General features: G+C 36.3%; 17 protein-coding genes. 7 read left to right on the top strand and 10 right to left on the bottom strand.

Annotated elements, in window-relative coordinates; genetic code table 11:
• Positions 1-25: 25 nt before the first annotated feature.
• From JK139_RS01420 to JK139_RS01395, 6 genes are all read left to right on the top strand, one after another.
• Entirely contained in the window at positions 26-3217 is a 3192-nt protein-coding gene (locus JK139_RS01420; protein WP_074418393.1) for an efflux RND transporter permease subunit, read from the top strand.
• 97 nt (positions 3218-3314) lie between these two features.
• Complete coding sequence (locus tag JK139_RS01415; RefSeq protein ID WP_218330409.1) at positions 3315-4181, top strand: TraB/GumN family protein; 867 nt, start codon at positions 3315-3317, stop codon at positions 4179-4181.
• Between the two features lie 99 nt (positions 4182-4280).
• Positions 4281-5804: a serine hydrolase gene (locus JK139_RS01410; RefSeq protein WP_218330408.1), complete on the top strand. Its 1524-nt coding sequence runs from the start codon at positions 4281-4283 to the stop codon at positions 5802-5804.
• A gap of 71 nt (positions 5805-5875) precedes the next feature.
• Positions 5876-7168 carry an amidohydrolase gene (locus tag JK139_RS01405; protein WP_218330407.1) on the top strand — a complete coding sequence of 431 codons (1293 nt, stop codon included), beginning with the start codon at positions 5876-5878 and terminating at the stop codon, positions 7166-7168.
• Between the two features lie 12 nt (positions 7169-7180).
• Complete coding sequence (locus JK139_RS01400; protein WP_218330406.1) at positions 7181-7750, top strand: hypothetical protein; 570 nt, start codon at positions 7181-7183, stop codon at positions 7748-7750.
• Between the two features lie 302 nt (positions 7751-8052).
• Positions 8053-8277: a hypothetical protein gene (locus JK139_RS01395; RefSeq protein WP_218330405.1), complete on the top strand. Its 225-nt coding sequence runs from the start codon at positions 8053-8055 to the stop codon at positions 8275-8277.
• Here JK139_RS01395 and JK139_RS01390 read toward each other — a convergent pair.
• The 5 genes from JK139_RS01390 to JK139_RS01370 form a co-directional block, all read right to left on the bottom strand.
• Positions 8274-8942, bottom strand: coding sequence for a YggS family pyridoxal phosphate-dependent enzyme (locus JK139_RS01390; RefSeq protein ID WP_218330404.1), 669 nt, complete (start codon positions 8940-8942; stop codon positions 8274-8276). The two genes, JK139_RS01395 and JK139_RS01390, sit on opposite strands and share 4 nt — an antisense overlap.
• Before the next feature lie 9 nt (positions 8943-8951).
• Positions 8952-10076 (bottom strand): hypothetical protein, encoded by a 1125-nt coding sequence (locus JK139_RS01385; protein ID WP_218330403.1) that lies wholly within the window; start codon positions 10074-10076, stop codon positions 8952-8954.
• A gap of 107 nt (positions 10077-10183) precedes the next feature.
• Entirely contained in the window at positions 10184-11338 is a 1155-nt protein-coding gene (locus JK139_RS01380; RefSeq protein ID WP_218330402.1) for an acyl-CoA dehydrogenase, read from the bottom strand.
• A gap of 82 nt (positions 11339-11420) precedes the next feature.
• On the bottom strand, positions 11421-12233 hold the full coding sequence (locus JK139_RS01375) for an N-acetylmuramoyl-L-alanine amidase (RefSeq protein ID WP_074418623.1): 813 nt from the start codon (positions 12231-12233) through the stop codon (positions 11421-11423).
• Positions 12234-12239: 6 nt separating this feature from the next.
• Positions 12240-13316, bottom strand: coding sequence for a 3-oxoacyl-ACP synthase III family protein (locus JK139_RS01370; protein WP_074418624.1), 1077 nt, complete (start codon positions 13314-13316; stop codon positions 12240-12242).
• 103 nt (positions 13317-13419) lie between these two features.
• Between JK139_RS01370 and JK139_RS01365 the strand changes: the two genes are divergently transcribed.
• The gene (locus tag JK139_RS01365; RefSeq protein ID WP_218330401.1) at positions 13420-14025 is read left to right on the top strand and encodes an HD domain-containing protein; all 606 of its coding nucleotides are present in this window, start codon (positions 13420-13422) and stop codon (positions 14023-14025) included.
• Between the two features lie 13 nt (positions 14026-14038).
• On the opposite strand, the gene bshB1 is transcribed toward JK139_RS01365, so the two are convergent.
• From bshB1 to JK139_RS01340, 5 genes are all read right to left on the bottom strand, one after another.
• Positions 14039-14773, bottom strand: a complete 735-nt coding sequence (gene bshB1 / locus JK139_RS01360) for a bacillithiol biosynthesis deacetylase BshB1 (RefSeq protein WP_218330400.1) — start codon at positions 14771-14773, stop codon at positions 14039-14041.
• Between the two features lie 163 nt (positions 14774-14936).
• A complete protein-coding gene (locus tag JK139_RS01355; protein WP_068244709.1) occupies positions 14937-15188 on the bottom strand; it encodes a type B 50S ribosomal protein L31 in 252 nt (83 codons plus the stop codon).
• 190 nt (positions 15189-15378) lie between these two features.
• Positions 15379-15870 carry a YajQ family cyclic di-GMP-binding protein gene (locus JK139_RS01350; protein ID WP_074418578.1) on the bottom strand — a complete coding sequence of 164 codons (492 nt, stop codon included), beginning with the start codon at positions 15868-15870 and terminating at the stop codon, positions 15379-15381.
• Between the two features lie 71 nt (positions 15871-15941).
• Positions 15942-17003 (bottom strand): phosphotransferase enzyme family protein, encoded by a 1062-nt coding sequence (locus tag JK139_RS01345; protein WP_081300521.1) that lies wholly within the window; start codon positions 17001-17003, stop codon positions 15942-15944.
• Positions 16960-18261 carry an NAD(P)/FAD-dependent oxidoreductase gene (locus JK139_RS01340; protein ID WP_074419854.1) on the bottom strand — a complete coding sequence of 434 codons (1302 nt, stop codon included), beginning with the start codon at positions 18259-18261 and terminating at the stop codon, positions 16960-16962. The genes JK139_RS01345 and JK139_RS01340 overlap by 44 nt, the downstream gene beginning before the upstream one ends.
• Positions 18262-18369 lie beyond the last annotated feature (108 nt).

Here is an 18369-nt window from a genome sequence, read left to right as displayed (position 1 = left end):
TTTTCATTTATTTCAAACTAAAGCAATGATTAAAATATTAAAAAGCGTAATTGGATTTTCGCTTAAAAATAAATTTTTTATACTATTGGCATCGCTGGCTATGATCATAGTGGGTATTGTAACATTTAAAAATATGCCCATTGAAGCATTTCCTGATGTTACCAATACTGAAATCAGCATTATTACCCAATGGCCGGGCAGAAGCGCAGAAGAAGTAGAAAAATTTGTTACCATTCCCATTGAATTGGCCATGAATCCGGTACAGGATAAAGTGAGTCTTCGTTCCTCTACCATATTTGGTTTATCGTATGTTAAACTGATATTCGATGATAATGTAAAAGACCCACAAGCCCGTCAGCAGGTAATGAATTTGTTGGGTAATGCCAATCTTCCTGCCGGCGTTAATCCTTCAGTTCAACCTCCTACTGGGCCTACCGGCGAAATTTATCGCTATACTCTCAAAAGCAATATCAGAGATGTAAGAGAATTAAAAACTATGCAAGACTGGGTCATTGATCGTCAATTGCGCTCCGTTCCCGGCGTTGGCGATATTGTAAGTTTTGGCGGAAAAACTAAAACTTATGAAATACAGGTAAACCCGGAAAAACTCACCAATCTGGGTATTACTCCGCTCGATGTATTTACTGCTGTACAAAAAACAAATATTAATATTGGTGGAGATGTTATTATTCAAAATAACCAGGCTTTTGTAGTGCGAGGTATTGGTTTATTGAATGATATTAATGAAATCAAAAACATCATTATTGAAAACATCAACGGAGTACCGGTACTGGTAAAAGATGTTGCTAATGTTGAAATTTCCAACTTGCCCCGCTTAGGCTGGGTAGCTCGTTCAAATGGCTTGATAAACAAAGATGGAACAAGAGTTGAAACCGATGAACCCGACGTGGTAGAAGCCATTATCTTAATGCGAAAAGGTGAAAATCCTACTAAAGTATTGAATGCAGTTAAAGATAAAATAGATAAACTGAATCAGTTTATTTTACCTGCTGATACACAAATTGTTCCTTATTACGATAGAACTGATTTAATTAATTATGCAACACATACTGTACTGCATAATTTGGTGGAAGGCATATTGCTGGTTACCTTATTGGTTTCGCTCTTCATGTTTAACTGGCGTACAACTTTAATTGTTTCCATTATTATTCCCATGGCCTTGTTGTTTGCCTTTATTTGTTTGCGCTTAATGGGCATGAGTGCCAATTTGTTATCATTGGGTGCAGTTGACTTTGGTATTATTATAGATGGTGCGGTCGTCATGGTAGAAGGTATGTTTGTAATACTTGACCATAAAGCCAAAGAAATGGGTATGGAGCGATTCAATAAAATTGCCAAACTAGGGTTAATCAGGAAAAATGGAGCCCAATTAGGAAAAGCTATTTTCTTTGCAAAAGTGATTATTATAACAGGCCTCTTACCCATTTTTGCTTTTCAGAAAGTGGAAGGGAAAATGTTCTCTCCATTGGCTTATACATTGGGTTTTGCCTTATTGGGTGCACTGATTACTACACTAACACTGGTACCTGTTTTAATAAACTTATTGCTTAGAAAAAATGTGCACGAAAAACACAATCCTTTTGTAGAAGCCCTCACTGGTTTTATGCAGAAAGGATTTGCAGGTGCTTACAAAAGAAGAAAATGGGTTGTACCCATTGCATTGGTAATTATGGTAGGTGGTCTTTATTCTTTCAAATACCTGGGATCTGAGTTTTTACCTGAATTAGATGAAGGTTCTATCTGGTTAAGGGTACAAACACCTTACAGCATTTCCTTAGATAAATCGGTTGAAATTTCAACACAGATTCGAAAAATATTAATGGGATTTCCTCAGGTAAAATATGCCGTATCACAAACCGGCCGTCCAGATGATGGTACCGATGTAGCAGGTTTTTACAACAATGAATTTTCTGTGATGCTGTATCCAGAAGATTCCTGGAAGCCGAACATCACTAAGGATCAATTGATTGAAGAAATGAACAAATCCTTATCCAATATACCAGGTATTGATCTAAATTTTTCGCAGCCCATTATGGATAATGTAGAAGAAGCTGTTTCCGGTGTAAAAGGTTCCATCAGTGTAAAAGTATATGGTGATTCTTTAAATTATATGGAAGGCAAAATTCAGGAAGTATATAATATTTTAAAAAATGTTCGTGGCATTACCGATTTGGGTGTGATCCATAACATTGGGCAACCGGAGTTAGATGTAAATCTTGATCAGAACAAAATGGCCATGTATGGCGTTGCCACTGCCGATGCCAATGCAGTGGTTGCTATGGCCATAGGTGGTTTAGCAGCCTCAACATTGTATGAGGGTATTAAAACATTTGATATTCGTATTCGCCTTCCGGAAAATTTCAGAAAAACACCGGAAGATATTGGGAACCTTTTGGTGCCAACACAAAGTGGCTCTAAAGTGCCCATTAAAGAAATTGCCACCATCACAGAAAAAACAGGCCCCTGCTTAATTTTCAGGGATGATAACCAACGTTACTCTGCACTTAAATTTTCTGTACGCGATAGAGACATGGGCAGTACGATTGCAGAAGCACAGAAAAAAGTTGATCAGGCTGTTCAATTAAAACGTGGTTACACCATGGCATGGCAGGGCGATTTTGAAAATCAGAAAAGAGCCGAACATAGACTGGCACAGGTAGTTCCCATCAGCTTATTATTAATTTTTCTATTGCTGTTTACCATGTTTGGCAATTTAAAAGATGCCGGGCTTGTCTTTTTAAATGTGCCTTTTGCAATAGTGGGTGGAATTGCAGCACTGCATATAACGGGTACCAATTTCAGTATCTCCGCAGGTATTGGTTTTATAGCCTTATTTGGTATCTGTATTCAGGATGGGGTTTTACTGATAACGGTATTTAAGCACAATCTTGAAAACATAAAGGGTGCGTCCAATACATTATACTCAGCCATTAAAGAAGGGGTTAAATCGCGCATACGCCCTGTAATGATGACCGCCTTAATGGCAGCCATTGGTTTATTGCCTGCGGCCATTTCGCATGGTATTGGTTCTGAAAGTTCCAGACCTTTGGCCAGAGTTGTAATTGGAGGTATTTTATGTGCCATGATCTTCTCGCTATGGGTATTCCCATTAATCTTTGGATGGGCTTACAGAAATGTAGATAATAAACATAAGTCACTTACAGATAATGATAATTCTACTGAAACAAAGAGCTAATGCTCTATATTAATTTTAGTAGAAATTAAAAGCCGCTTCTTATCTTCACGAAGCGGCTTTATTATGCTCTATTGCTTCCTCATCAAAAAACTATTACATGAATACAAAATGGAAATATTACCTCTTTTTATTTTTATTACCATTGCTATTACAGGCACAAGAGCCGCAACAACAATCATTGCTCTGGCGCATATCAGGCAATCATCTTCCAGCCAATGCCTATATCTTCGGTACCTTCCACTTATTATGCCCTAATGAATTTATACTTCCAGATACCATTTCCAGCATCATTCAAAAAGTTGATACCGTTTATTTTGAAATTAAATTAGACGACCCTGCTCTATTTAATAACATGATGCAGGAAATGACCATGCAAAACAATCAAACACTTAAAAATTTTGTATCCACACCTGCTTATGATTCTATGAATCATATTTTTCAAGAGAAGACAAATATTAATCTCAGTTTTTTTCAATTTTATAAACCCATTCTAATTACTTCGTTCTTATATCCTGCATTAATGGGCTGCACTCCCATTTCTTTAGAAACTTCTATTCAAAAAATTGCAGAACAGTATCATATTCCAATTGAGGGTTTAGAAACAGCCGGTTTTCAATTTAAAATATTGGATGACATACCTTACCAACAACAAGCCAATGTGTTAAAAGAAACGCTGCTGCATTTCAATCGGTCGAAAATAGAACTTATAAATATGGTGGCAATGTACAAACGTATGAACATAGATAGCATTCAACAAAGTCTGACCACGGAGGATGATTTACTACAATATCAAAATGAACTGGTGGTTCAGCGCAATAAAAATTGGGTAGCCAAAATAACACAATTAATGCAAGCAACTTCCTGTTTTATAGCTGTTGGTGCCGGACATTTAGGTGGAAATGAAGGATTAATTGCATTATTCCGTAAACAAGGTTATGCTGTTGTGCCAATATTATTCCAATAAGAATAGATGCTATGATAACTGATGAAAACGAATATTTTTAAAGTAATTTGAAACAGTTCACTTTGCATGTAGTACCTTCCAATCTATATTTTAATTTTTATGAGAAAATTGATCAGCTTTCTAAGTTTCATTTTGCTTTGTACCGGCACAACCAAGCTAAATGCGCAACCTACTTTTATTAAAGATAGTTTAAATACCTACATTGAGCAGGGCATGCAGGACTGGAATATTCCCGGTTTAGCCATTGCGATTATAAAAGATGGTAAAATAATAGTAATGAAAGGCTTTGGCGTAAGAGATGTTACAACAAAAGCGCCGGTTGATGAAAACACGCTTTTTATGATAGCCAGTAACTCAAAACTATTTACAGCTACCTCACTTGCACAATTGGCTTATGATCATAAGCTTTCGTTAAATGATAAGATTATAAAATATTTTCCCGATTTTCAATTGTATGATTCTGCCGTAACCAAAATGGTAACCATTCATGATATGCTATCGCATCATTTGGGTACCAAAACATTTCAAGGCGATTTTTCTTTTTGGGACAGCAAAAATTCGCGGCATGAAATCATGTACAAAATGCGCTATTTAAAACCATCGGGTACTTTCAGGCAGGATTTTGGTTATTGCAATAGCTGCTTTTTAACTGCAGGTGAAATTATACCAAAAGTTACCGGAAAACCCTGGGAAGTTTATGTATACGATAGTTTAATACAACCATTAGGAATGGAGCATACACAAACCTTAGGCTATGGTATCAGCAGAATGCCCAACGCTGCTAAGCCACATACGACTGCATTCGCGGGCAAACTACAGCTGCTCCCCTACGATCAGGTAGATAATTTAGGCCCGGCAGGAAGTTTGTTAAGTTGTGTTTCCGACCTTTCCAAATGGCTGATGATGCAATTAGACAGTGGCAGGTATAATGGCAAAAGAATTGTTCCCTGGGAAGTTCTAAGAACAACCCGAGATATGGCTACCATCATCTCCAGCCGTAAAAGAGGTGATTCACATTTTAGTGGTTATGGACTCGGTATATTCGAAACTGATTATCATGGCAAACAGATTTTCTGGCATACCGGTGGGGCATTTGGATTTGTAACCAATACCTGTTTTGTTCCCGAAGAAAATCTGGGTATCACCATTCTTACCAATCAGGATAATCAGGATTTTTTTGAATTACTACGCTATCAAATTTTAAATGCCTATTTAAAATTACCTTTTGAAAATTTAAGTAAAACAGTATTGCCCGGATTTTTAGATGAAGAAACAAGGGAAATAAAAAAGATAGATGGATGGAAAGATCGAATTAAAGGCAATACACCACCGTTACCTTTAAAATCCTATACCGGTCAATATGAAAATACATTATATGGAACGATCACTATTTCTGAAGAAAGAAATAATCCAGGCAATTTATTGATCAAATTCAACAGCCATCAAAACTTACTGGCAACACTGCAATATTTGGATAATGATGAATGGCTGCTCACATATAACAACCCGGCTTTTGGCGTTTTTACCACTTCCTTTTTAACCAAAAATAATACCGTAACAGGCATTCCAATTAAAGCCAGCGATTTTGTTGAATTTGATCCCTATCTGTTTATAAAAAAATAATGTAACCAGCAGTAAGTAATTTTATACCAAGCAATCATTACATTTGAATACCAACCATCAAAACGAACATTATGAAAGTTGCCAAACTACTGTTTTTACTAATGCTGCCTTCACTGGCATTTGCGCAAAATGAAACAAATACCATTAATACTTATGCAAATGCTCTAAATGATTCGGTAATTGCCTGGCGAAGACATTTCCATCAATTCCCTGAATTATCGAACAGAGAATACAATACAGGCGCCTACATTGCAGCTTATTTAAAAAAATTAGGATTAGATGTACAATATCCTGTTGCTAAAACCGGTGTAGTGGCCATCTTAAAAGGCGGCAAGCCCGGCCCCGTTGTAGCATTAAGAGCTGATATAGATGCACTACCTGTTGTTGAACGCATTCAATTGCCATTTGCCAGTAAAGTTACCGGAGAATATGAAGGCAATAAGGTGGGCGTAATGCATGCCTGTGGGCATGATTCTCATATTGCTATTTTAATGGGAACGGCTACAGTGCTTACAAAAATGAAAAATGAAGTACCCGGTACCGTTGTTTTCATATTTCAACCTGCCGAAGAAGGCCCTCCCGGTAATGAAGAAGGTGGTGCACCTTTAATGATTAAAGAAGGGGTAATGGACCATCCGAAAGTAGATGCTATTTTTGGTTTACACATCAATTCTCAAACCGAAATCGGAAAAATAAAATATAAATCTGGAGCTACCATGGCTTCCAGCGATTGGTTTACCGTAAAAGTAAAAGGTAAATCATCGCATGGCTCACAACCCTGGAGCGGAATTGATCCTATTGTAATAGCTGCACAAATTATTCAGGGCTTTCAAACCATTGTAAGCAGACAGGAAGAATTAACCAAAGCACCTGTTGTAATTACTGTTGGTAAAATTAATAGTGGTGTGCGCAGCAACATTATTCCGGAAACATTAACAATGGAAGGCACCATTAGAACTTTAGACAGTAAAATGCAGAAAGATGTGCATGAAAGAATGATACGCACTGCAGAAAAAATTGCAGAAGCATCCGGTGCTACTGCAACAGTTTCTATTGATACAAAAACAGAAGTTACTTACAATAGCCCCAATTTAGTGAAAGCAACTTTACCGGCATTAGAACTGGCTGCAGGGAAAAATAATGTATCAGAATCTGACTGGACTACCGGAGCCGAGGATTTTTCTTTTTATGGTGATAAAGCGCCTGCATTCTTTTTCTTTTTAGGTGGAATGCCTAAGGGAATGGATCCTGCTAAAGCGCCACCACATCATACTCCGGATTTCTATATTGATGACAGTATGTTGTCTGTAGGTGTAAAAGCTTTTTGTCAGATTGTATTTCAATATGCAAACACACACAAATAATACAAACATAGAATGAAATTTTTGGGCAGGATTTTTTCCAGATGCTTTGCAGTTATTATGCTTTTGGGTTGCAACATTCAGTTAAATGCTCAAAGCCTTCGCTTTTTTTCAGCCGATAATCCAAAATTTCAATATCTTGGGAGAATAGATTTTAGCAATCCGGCGCTTCCTAAATATTGGGCGCCGGGTGTGTATGTAACAACTTCATTCAATGGCTCATCGTGCAAATTCATTGTGCAGGATGAAGTACCCAACCCCAATGCCCATAATTATGTTGAAGTGGTAATTGATAATTACATTTATCATCGTATTCGTTTACAGCAAAAAAGAGATACACTTTCTTTTTATAATTTAAAAAATGGTGCTCATAAAATAGTGTTGTGTAAAAATACAGAAACCAATATTGGTTACATGGAATTTGCAGGGATGCTTTGCAATGCATTGCTTGAACCACCACCATTACCCAACAAACGGATAGAATGTATTGGCAACTCCATAACCTGCGGTACAGGTAGTGATCAATCGGTGGTGCCTTGCCATGCAGGAGTTTGGCAAGACCAGCACAACACTTATTTTGCTTAGGCCCCACAACAGCAAGAAACCTGAATGCACAGTGGCATTTAACCGCTTACTCGGGCATTGGATTGGTGCATAGCTGCTGCAATATTGCATTTAATATTAAAAACATATTTAATCAATTAAATCTCCAACCGAACGGAATTCCATGGTAATTTTCAAAATATCAGCCGGATGTTGTAACCATTTGTTTAGGTCAAAATGATGGCAAACAAGATTCTGCTTACTATTGTAAACAATATCTTTATCTTTTGCAAACTATCAGAACTCAATATCCGAACGCGCAGATTATTTGTTTATCCAGTCCGATGGCGGATAGTAGTTTGAATGCAAATTTACAACGCTACATTACTGCTGTGGTTCAAAATAACTGGTGTGTGCAAGATGGAAAAATCAGTAAATATTTTTTAAAACAGGCTTATAATGGCGGATGTGATAATCATCCCGATTTACAACAACAACTGATTGCAAAACAACTTACCGATTATATTGCAAATGATCTGATGCACTGGAAGCAAATCGCTTTTCATTAAGCACGTTTCCCAAATAACAAACTGCCAATACGCACCATATTGCTGCCACATGCAATGGCAATTTTATAATCGTTACTCATTCCCATAGAAAGAATGGTGAAATCTGATAACTTTTGATATTTTTTTTTACAGCTTTCAAACAAATGCTTCAAATATTGAAACTCTGATTCAATTTGAGATTGATTTTCAGTAAAGCTTGCCATACCCATTAATCCCTTTAACCGAATACTTGAAAAAATACCTGATTGAACAGTTGATAGTATTTCGATTAGTTCCTCCGCATTCAATCCAAACTTTGTTTCTTCTTTTGCAATATAAATTTGTAATAAACAATCAATAACCCGATTACATTTTTGCGCTTGTTTATTAATTTCAGCCAGTAAAGACAAACTATCTACCCCATGAATTAAATAAACAAAAGGTGCAATGTATTTTACTTTGTTTTTTTGCAAATGACCAATAAAATGCCATTGAATATCAGTTGGCAGTTTAGTAGCTTTATCTACTAACTCTTGCACATAATTTTCACCAAAGTCTTTTTGGCCTAAATGGTATAAAGTTAAAATATCTTCACCCGGTTTGGTTTTACTTACTGCAATTAACCTGGTATGCCTTGCATTTAATTCTTGTAGAATATTTTGATATGTTTCAATAGCTACTGCCATAATACAAAATTAAGGATGTGCCTGATTGTATTGTTGTTGCAACAAAAGATATTCTAATAACAAAACAATATTGTATGCTGGTGAAAAATAATTAAACTGCCCAATATTCAGTTTTTCAAATATCATTTTAAAAGGATTAGGTAATATAGAACACATATTGGCCTTAAAAAATACAAATTGATTATTCCTAAAAAAGTTTTGGATTTGAGGTACACCCATTTTTAAGGGAGCATTAATATTTTCACCCCATCTTAATAAAGCGGTTGCAACAATTATTTTATCAAAATAATTGGTAGATGGATTTGATAACATTTGATGCGCTGTTTGCACGAGTACAGGTTTAAATTCGTGAAGTAAATCAAAACCAGACAAACTCATTAAACGGGCCAAATGATATAAAACTACCGGAGTTCTTTGATAATGTGGGGATAGGATCGCACTGCTTTTTAAAATGTATTTTTTTTCAATACTTATTTTTAAAAGTTCTACTGTAGCACTATCTGCTTTTGCGAAAAGTAAATGATAGTTCTGAACAAAATAGAGTATGTTGGCCAACACACATACATCAAAGTCAATGGGCATTTTTTTTCCAAACCATGTAGAATATGCCGGTAATTTTTTAAGTGACTTCTTTGTATTGCGAATTATTTTACCATTTAAATGATTGGTATATTGTTGCATCAGTAAATGTACTGCACTGGCAGAAGTGCTATCTGTGCCTAAAGCCAACAAATCAATTACCGTATCATCCATATCATCGGGAAGCGCCATAGATCGGTTCATCAGATTTAAACAACCACCATTCGGAAATACTTCAGGAGGATAGGTTGACCAGAAATTATAAGTATTTCTCCCCGTTTTATTTTTAAATTTTTTGAAAGCAGGCTTTGCACGTTCAATGATGGAATCAATTAAAATTTTATCGGCACTGTCTGCTAAAGGATATAATTGTTTTAGAGTGAATACAATGAGTCCCGTAAAAAATATATTATCATCTGGTTTAGATATATTGTACCGGTATGTTCTGTATGATGGAAAAGTGCCTGTTGTAAAAAACTTTGCAGACTGCACCTGTTGTTGAGCTAATAAATGAATCAGCATGTGAGCACTAATCGTATCAGTTGATGCAGCCATCAACCCGGTTGGCAAATGGCTGCAAAAAAAGATAAATAGTATGAAGCTGATTTTTTTCATTGCAGTTATATAAACTTACTCAAATAACTGCAAAAAAACGGATTTGCTTATTTTAAAATATTTCTGCTAATTACAATCCGCTGCACCTCACTGGTGCCTTCATAAATTTGGGTAATTTTTGCATCACGCATCAATCGTTCAACATGGTATTCTTTCACGTAACCGTATCCACCATGAATTTGAACCGCCTCAACAGTAACCCACATGGCCGTTTCACTCGCATATACTTTGGCCATTGAGCTGCTAATGTCATAATTCATTCCATGGTCTTTTTCCCAGGCAGCTTTTAAACAAAGCAAACGGGCAGCATCAATACGGGTGGCCATGTCAGCAAGTTTAAATTGAATGGCCTGATGTTTGGCAATTTCTTTTCCAAAAGCTTTTCTTTGTTTGGCATATTGCAATGCCAGTTCATAAGCCCCACTTGCAATACCCAATGCCTGAGATGCAATGCCAATTCTGCCACCTGCCAGTGTTTTCATGGCAAACTTAAATCCAAAGCCATCTTCCCCAATTCTATTGGCTTTAGGCACTTTTACATCATTAAACAAAATACTATGTGTATCGCTGCCCCTAATACCCAGTTTATTTTCTTTGGCACCAACTGTAACACCTGGCCAGTTTTTTTCAACAATAAATGTATTGATACCATGCGCACCTTTTTCAGGATATGTTTGAGCCATTACTAAGTAAACGCTGGCACTTGAACCATTGGTAATCCAATTTTTTGTACCATTCAATAAATAGTAATCACCCATATCTTCAGCAGTTGTTTGCTGTGAGGTAGCATCACTACCCGCTTCCGGTTCACTTAATAAAAATGCGCCAATATATAGTTCACCATCTTTTTTCCCCTGTGCAAGCGGTGTGAGGTATTGTTGTTTTTGGGCTTCTGTACCAAATTCCTGTAAACCATAACATACTAAGCTGTTGTTTACACTCATACACACACTGGTACTGGCATCAATTTTACTAATTTCTTCCATGGCCAAAACATAACTAATGGTATCCATTCCTGCACCGCCATATTCTGGTTTTACCATCATGCCCATAAAACCTAAATCGGCCAACTGTTCTATTTGTTCTTTCGGAAATTTTTGGTGTTCATCGCGTTCAATTACACCGGGTAAACAATGGTTTTTGGCAAAATCACGAGCAGCTTTTTGAATCATCAAATGTTCTTCGCTCAACTTAAAATCCATAGCGTTTAATTTAATGCACACAAAAATAAGCTAACGATTGTTAGTAACCATTATTTGTACAAAGGAATTTTATTTTCAATTGTTACATATACTTTTTTTGAAGATTGTAAAGTACTAATCTTGCCGGTGCGGTCATGCCGGGTGTTGTATCCTGCAGAAAATGACGTTTAAAAGCAATAATGGCTGCAGCAGTATCTTTTACATTATAACCAATAACCCTCAATGCCGTTAAGGTATTAAATGCATCGGGTATAGTGTCAGTAATTATTGCATCATACCAATTGCCAAAACCATGTTGCGCCAATAATTGCCATGGGAAACGGTAGTTGGGATCGTTTTTACGTGTGGGTGCAATATCGCCATGCCCAATAAAATTGGGTGTTGGGATATGATATATTTGTTTTAAACGGCTTAACAAACTTAACAAACTGTTGATTTGTGCACTGTCAAATGGCTCAAAGCCATTGTTATCTAATTCAATTCCAATAGAAGATGAATTGATGTCTTTATCATTTCCCCAACTGCTTACTCCTGCCTGCCAGGCTCTTAAATAATCGTTCAACATATGGTATACTGTTCCATCTTTACATATTACATAATGTGCACTAACCTGTGTTGCAGGTTTGGTAAAGGTTTTAAGTGTTGCAGGACAGCTATTTTGTGCGGTATGATGTATAATAACGTAATTGGGTTTACGTAAATTAAAGTTGGTGGTTCCAACAAAATAAGGTGGCTGTTGAATGGTATCATTTGCAGGAACTGCAGGAATTATTTTTAGCTGTCGGCTAAAACGAGATACTTCTTTTTTATAGGTTCTGTTGGTTAACTGATAAGGATTGCGGGAACAAGCACAGATACCAACTATAAAAGTGCAAAGAATAAGATATTTTTTCATAACCAATTAATATTTATAACAAATAGCATTAATGTTCATTCCTGCACCTACAGAAGCAAAAAGAATGGTATCGCCCGGCTGAAGATGGTGATCCGGAATTTGCCCCTTCCGAACCCAATCTAATAATGTAGGAATTGTTGCAACAGAACTATTGCCTAATGTATGAATACTCATGGGCATAACACAGGGTGGTAATTCATGTATGCCATATAACTCATACAATTTTTTAACAATGCCTTCATCCATTTTTTCATTGGCCTGATGGAGAAAAATCATTTTTAAAGTTTTGATATCCACTCCACTTTTATCTAAACAATCTTTCATAGCTGCGGATACATAACGCATGGCATATTCATACACTTTTCTTCCTTTCATTTTAATGAAACGAATACGTGGATCAGAATGCGGAAAGTTAGATTTACCCATATATAAATAATCTAATTCTTCTAATGCATGCGACTGGACACTGTAGGATAAAATACCCACAGCTTCATCTGTTTCCTTTGCACTTACAATACAGGCTCCTGCGCCATCTGAAAATATCATACTATCCCTGTCATAAATATCAATTACTCTCGATAAGGTTTCCGCACCAATTACTAAACATGTTTTTGCAACACCTGCTTTTATAAATGCATCGGCCTGAATAATACCTTGCAGCCAACCCGGACAACCAAACACAATATCATAAGGAATACATTGTGCATTTTTAATTCCTAAACCGTGCTTTACTCTTGAAGCCAATGCAGGCATGGTATCTGTTTGTATGGTATGTTGAATAACATTACCGAAATTGTGCGCCAGGATAATTTGATCGATGGATTCTTTGTTAATTCCGGCATCTGCAATAGCGGCAGTGGCTGCTGCAATAGCCATATCAACATTATTCATATTACCCGGTGCATAACGCCGTTCTTCAATCCCGGTAATATTTTTAAATTTTTCGGCAATAATATTAGATGGCAAAGCGATGGGTTGTCCATTTTCATCATAAAAATGGTTTACATAAAAATCTTTATTCGATTTTATTACCTCAGGTATATAACATCCCGTACCGGTAATTACTGTTCGTAATGCAGGCATTATAGTTGGTATAATAGTGAACTTTAAAAGTAAGGATAGTTCACACACAAAAGTACAGACCTTAAAAAATTATTCAGGATTGTATCTTTACCCAAAAAAATATATGTCGTTATATTTAGGCAGAACTGTTTTTGGCAATCCGGCCAATCAGGATAATGTTTTAACAAAAGAAGATGCCATGCAACTAATGCAGGCTTGGGTATTGAATCCTAAACTGCAATTGCACATGTTGCAAGTAGCCCATTTAATGCAATGCTGGGCTGCAGAAATTGAACAACTGCCTGAAGCAACACAATGGAAATGGGAAATGGCGGGATTATTGCATGATGCAGATTGGGATCAGTGGCCTGAACTGCATTGCAGCAAAATTATTGAAGAGTTAGAAATCAGAAATATTGATCCTGAAATTATACATGCCATTGCCTCACATGGGCCTGCACATTTTGGGATAGTACCTGAAACCAGAATGGACAAAATGCTGTATGCATTTGATGAACTTTCCGGATTAATACATGCATATTCTTTAATGCGCCCCAATGGTTATGAAGGCATGGATGTAAAAGGCGTAAAAAAGCGATTAAAAGAAAAATCATTTGCAGCAAATGTTTCCAGAGAAGATATACAAGATGCATGCACCCGTGCCGGTGTACAGTTGGATGAACTGATTGCTTTTATTATTGCTAAACAACAAGCGGTTACGTTACCTTAATACTTTTATTGTATTAGGTAACATTTTTCACAATAGCATCAAAAGAACGAATGCCCAATACCTTTTCGGAAATAAAGCCTTCGGCATATTCCACTCCTATTCTTTTACCCAGCATCATAGCTCTGGCTTTTACGGTTTCTAAAAATTGTGGAGATGAAATATATGTTTGAGGTTCATTTAAGTTTACATCGGGTTTATAAAACTGGGTAGCATATGCCAATACTGCCTCAATTTTTTGGGACATATAAGCAGATATATCTATAACAAATGATGGTTGAATAAACCGGTCTTGTATATAATGAAAAACATAAGTTGGACGCCATTTTTCCTGTGGTATTTCATTATCTGTTGTTTCAATTTTTCGCAGCCCTGCTAAAAATGCTGCATCAGCTACTAATTTTGCGCTTCGACCATGATCCGGATGACGATCTTCAGGTGCATTACATAAAATAATTTCGGGTTGATATTTTCTAATAACGGTAATTACTTTGCGCAGATGAGCTTCATCATGTACAAAAAAACCATCGGCCATTTCTAAATTTTCTCTCACTAATACACCCATTATTTCTGCAGCTTTTGCAGATTCCTGCAAACGGGTTTCTGCCGTTCCGCGGGTACCTAATTCACCTTTTGTTAAATCTACAACACCTACTTTTTTCCCTTCTGCAGCTGCAGCCATAATGGTGCCTGAACAACCTAATTCCACATCATCGGGATGTACACCAAAAGCTAAAATATCTAATTTCATCTTTTACAATTTTATTCAAACGTTACAACTTTCAATCATTTCAACAGTATTCTATTTGAAAGGTTGCATATTTATTATAAATTTAAGCAAAGCTATTGTTCAATAAAACAAAAAACCCAGTCAGTTTAAAAGACCGGGTTCTTGCTCTATTCTCACGTGTAAATTAACTTTTCTTCGCATATCTTTTCTTGAACTTATCAATACGGCCTGCAGTATCTACCAATACATTTTTGCCGGTATAAAAAGGATGCGAAGTATTAGAAATTTCTAATTTAATTAATGGATATTCATTGCCATCTTCCCATGCAACAGTTTCTTTAGAAGCAGCAGTTGAACGACTTAAAAATGAGTACCCGTTACTCATATCTTTAAATACCACTAAGCGGTAACTTTCGGGATGGATACCTTTCTTCATAATGAATGATTTAGGTGGTACGGTTTGGCCGTACGATTATTAATTTTTTTTGAGGGTGCAAAAATAAGGGTTGGGTAAGTTTTTACCAAAATTAAGATGGTTGTTACACAATTTTTTAGCATTTAGATGAGTAAAAACTCCAACAAACCTCTATATTAAGCTATTAAACTGTCAGAAAAACCAAATTTATTTAAGATTTCATGTTTTCAAACTGAAGTGGAACACCAAAATCCTGCTCATTACACAATTTAATAACCGCCTGCAGGTCATCAATTTTTTTACCCGTAACACGAATAATGGTATCCATAATAGCCGCTTGTACTTTTAAACCGCTGTCTTTGATTGATTTTACAATTTTTTTGGCATTATCTTGCTTTAGGCCATTTTTTACGGCCACTTCTTTTTTGATCACTTTTCCGCTTGGATAAGCATCTTTTTCAAAATCAAAAGCATTGGCAGAAATACCTTGTTTCATGCCACGGCTAATTAAAATATCAATCACCTGCTTCATTTTCATATCGCTTTCCACCTCCAGCATAATTGTAAAATCTTTTTTATTAAGTTCAATGATTACCGGAGAATCTTTAAAATCGAAGCGCCCCTGAATTTCTTTTTTAACCGCATTGATGGTGTTATCCAACAATTGTAAATCTACTTTACTGGCTATATCAAATGAAGGCATAATAATTTTTTTACAAAGATAAAAATATGCCGCAAATATTGATGATTTACATCTGGCAGAACATAAGTCAGTTATTTTATAAAATACTGCTTCGGTTTTGGAGTACTTATGTTTTGCATCTGAGCCAATAATTGTAATTGATTGGCAGTTCGCACTAAATTTTGATCTGCATAACTACAGGCATAATAACAGTTATGTTGCAAATAATCTGTTAAGAACCGCAAGGCCTGCATATATGTCATTATCTGGCCAGAATACAACAAATGTTCGTTCTCAAAATCAGTCAACACATGCACCATTGCTGAAAGATACCCTTCGGTTACAGCTTGCAAAAAATCAGGTCTTACTTCAATCAATGAGATATCTTTTTCTTCTTCGCCAACCGGACTTAAATAGGTGCGCATCATATCACCCATATCACTGAAAAAAAATCCGGGCATTACTGTATCTAAATCAATTACCGCCACACCTTTTCCTGCTTCATTGAATAATATATTTGAAATTTTTGTATCATGATGCATGGTTCTTTGCAGACAAGTATTTTTGTGAATGAAATAATTGAACTTTTCTATAATTTGTGTTTGTCCGGCAATTTGAGTGGCATATTTTTGAGCCTGCTTTTTTAACCCATCATCAGCCTGTTGCCAGGCTTGTTTAAATTGCCAATAGCGAAATGAAAGATGGTGAAAAAAAGGGATGGTAATTTGTAAATGATTGGTATTGAAATGTGCCAATGCTGCGGTAAACTTTCCAAATTGCTGAGCAGCTTCAAATGCATCTTCCGACCTTGATAAGATTTCCTGGGTATGTGAACCTTGAATAAAAGGAAAAACCCGGTAAAATGTATTGTCAACAACCATCATTGTTTTCCCATCAACATTTGCAATCGGGCCAACAAATAAATAATCCGGCGCTTCTTTAAAAAAATAGGCAGCAAGCATTTGCAGGTTTACATCCATTTTTTCCGGATGTGGAAAAACATGGGTATTGATAGCCTGCAAAATAAAATCACCAGTATTGGTAATCACTTTCCAGGTATGATTAATGAGTCCGTCAGATATTTGCTGAACCTGAATATTTCCTGTCCAGTTATATTTCTGTTGAAGTTGTTGTAACAGATGAGGTGGTAACATGTATCGGATGCTTTGGCTTATAAAATTCTCTAAATATTAAACGAAGGTTAGGATCTTTTGTAAAATAATTGTAAATCCAGTTTATAAAAACCTGAATCCTGTTTTTTACACCTACTAATAGAAAGAGATGCAATCCCATCCATACCAACCAGGCTAAAAATCCACCAAAATGTAATCGGGGTTTTGGAATATCTACCACCGCTAAGTTTCTGCCAACTGTTGCCATACTTCCTTTGTCGTGATATTCATACGGTTGAGGATTGCCGGGGTGTAATAAATTTTTAGCCAATTGCAGCCCTTGTGTTATTGCTACATTCGCCACCTGTGGGTGACCATGCGGATACAGTGGTGTTTCCATATAAGCTACATCGCCTACTGCATAAATATTCGGTACACCAATTACTTCATTCAATCGATTTACTTTTATACGATTACCATGCACAATAAGGCTTTCGTCAAGCCCAGTGGGTACATTACCTTTAATACCTGCTGCCCAAATTAATGTATTAGAAGCAATACTGTTACCGTTGTTTAAAACTACTGTTTCGCCATCATAATCAGAAACAGATATTCCGGTTAACACATCCACTCCTAATTTTTTTAAATATTGCTCTGACTGAATCCTGCTTTTTTCAAACATGGCAGCCAGTGTATGTACATTATTTTCAATCAGAAAAATTTTCATTAACGAAAAATCTAATTCAGGATAATCTTTCGGTAATATCAAATTGCGCATTTCGGCCAAAGCACCACACAATTCCACCCCCGTTGGCCCGCCTCCCACAACAACTACCGTTAGCAATTTTGCCAAAATGGCTCTGTCTGTGATTTGAAGTGCTTCTTCTAAATTGTGCAGAAAACGATGACGTAATTGCAACGCCTCAACAGTACTCTTCATGGGTAATGCTGCTTCCTGAATTTTTTTATTGCCGAAAAAATTGGTGTCGGCCCCTGTAGCAATAATAAGTTTATCATAATGAAAATTACCAATATCTGTATGCACTTTTTTAAAATGCGTATCGACGGATAAAACGTTGGCCATCCGAATATGTATATTGCTACTGTTCTGAAACACTTTTCTGAGCGGAAAAGAAATATTACTGGCATCAAGGCCAGCAGTTGCTACCTGATAAAATAAAGGTTGAAACTGATGGTAATTGTATTTATCCAAAAGCAATAATTCAATCCCTTTTTGATTGTTGAATGTTCGTGCAATTTTTAAACCTGCAAATCCTGCTCCAATGAGTACCACTTTCATAATGATTCCGTTTATGATGAATAATCAGTTGCTTGCCACACTCCGCTGCTTTTGTAAAGGTACACCTGTTTAAAAGGGTTCATTTACCTTTTCAGAAAAGAAAATCAT

Origin of the sequence: Hydrotalea lipotrueae (assembly GCF_019249625.1) — a bacterium.
Taxonomy (GTDB): Bacteria; Bacteroidota; Bacteroidia; order Chitinophagales; family Chitinophagaceae; genus Hydrotalea; species Hydrotalea flava.
The sequence above is the reverse complement of the archived record's forward strand: the minus strand, read 5'-3'. Positions and strand labels throughout refer to the sequence as shown.

Bases quoted from the DNA above. Each gene is read 5' to 3' on its own strand.
- JK139_RS01420 (WP_074418393.1), top strand. From the start codon at position 26: ATGATTAAAATATTAAAAAGCGTAATTGGATTTTCGCTTAAAAATAAA.
- JK139_RS01415 (WP_218330409.1), top strand. From the start codon at position 3,315: ATGAATACAAAATGGAAATATTACCTCTTTTTATTTTTATTACCATTG.
- JK139_RS01410 (WP_218330408.1), top strand. From the start codon at position 4,281: ATGAGAAAATTGATCAGCTTTCTAAGTTTCATTTTGCTTTGTACCGGC.
- JK139_RS01405 (WP_218330407.1), top strand. From the start codon at position 5,876: ATGAAAGTTGCCAAACTACTGTTTTTACTAATGCTGCCTTCACTGGCA.
- JK139_RS01400 (WP_218330406.1), top strand. From the start codon at position 7,181: ATGAAATTTTTGGGCAGGATTTTTTCCAGATGCTTTGCAGTTATTATG.
- JK139_RS01395 (WP_218330405.1), top strand. From the start codon at position 8,053: ATGGCGGATAGTAGTTTGAATGCAAATTTACAACGCTACATTACTGCT.
- JK139_RS01390 (WP_218330404.1), bottom strand. From the start codon at position 8,942: ATGGCAGTAGCTATTGAAACATATCAAAATATTCTACAAGAATTAAAT.
- JK139_RS01385 (WP_218330403.1), bottom strand. From the start codon at position 10,076: ATGGCTGCATCAACTGATACGATTAGTGCTCACATGCTGATTCATTTA.
- JK139_RS01380 (WP_218330402.1), bottom strand. From the start codon at position 11,338: ATGGATTTTAAGTTGAGCGAAGAACATTTGATGATTCAAAAAGCTGCT.
- JK139_RS01375 (WP_074418623.1), bottom strand. From the start codon at position 12,233: ATGAAAAAATATCTTATTCTTTGCACTTTTATAGTTGGTATCTGTGCT.
- JK139_RS01370 (WP_074418624.1), bottom strand. From the start codon at position 13,316: ATGCCTGCATTACGAACAGTAATTACCGGTACGGGATGTTATATACCT.
- JK139_RS01365 (WP_218330401.1), top strand. From the start codon at position 13,420: ATGTCGTTATATTTAGGCAGAACTGTTTTTGGCAATCCGGCCAATCAG.
- bshB1 (WP_218330400.1), bottom strand. From the start codon at position 14,773: ATGAAATTAGATATTTTAGCTTTTGGTGTACATCCCGATGATGTGGAA.
- JK139_RS01355 (WP_068244709.1), bottom strand. From the start codon at position 15,188: ATGAAGAAAGGTATCCATCCCGAAAGTTACCGCTTAGTGGTATTTAAA.
- JK139_RS01350 (WP_074418578.1), bottom strand. From the start codon at position 15,870: ATGCCTTCATTTGATATAGCCAGTAAAGTAGATTTACAATTGTTGGAT.
- JK139_RS01345 (WP_081300521.1), bottom strand. From the start codon at position 17,003: ATGTTACCACCTCATCTGTTACAACAACTTCAACAGAAATATAACTGG.
- JK139_RS01340 (WP_074419854.1), bottom strand. From the start codon at position 18,261: ATGAAAGTGGTACTCATTGGAGCAGGATTTGCAGGTTTAAAAATTGCA.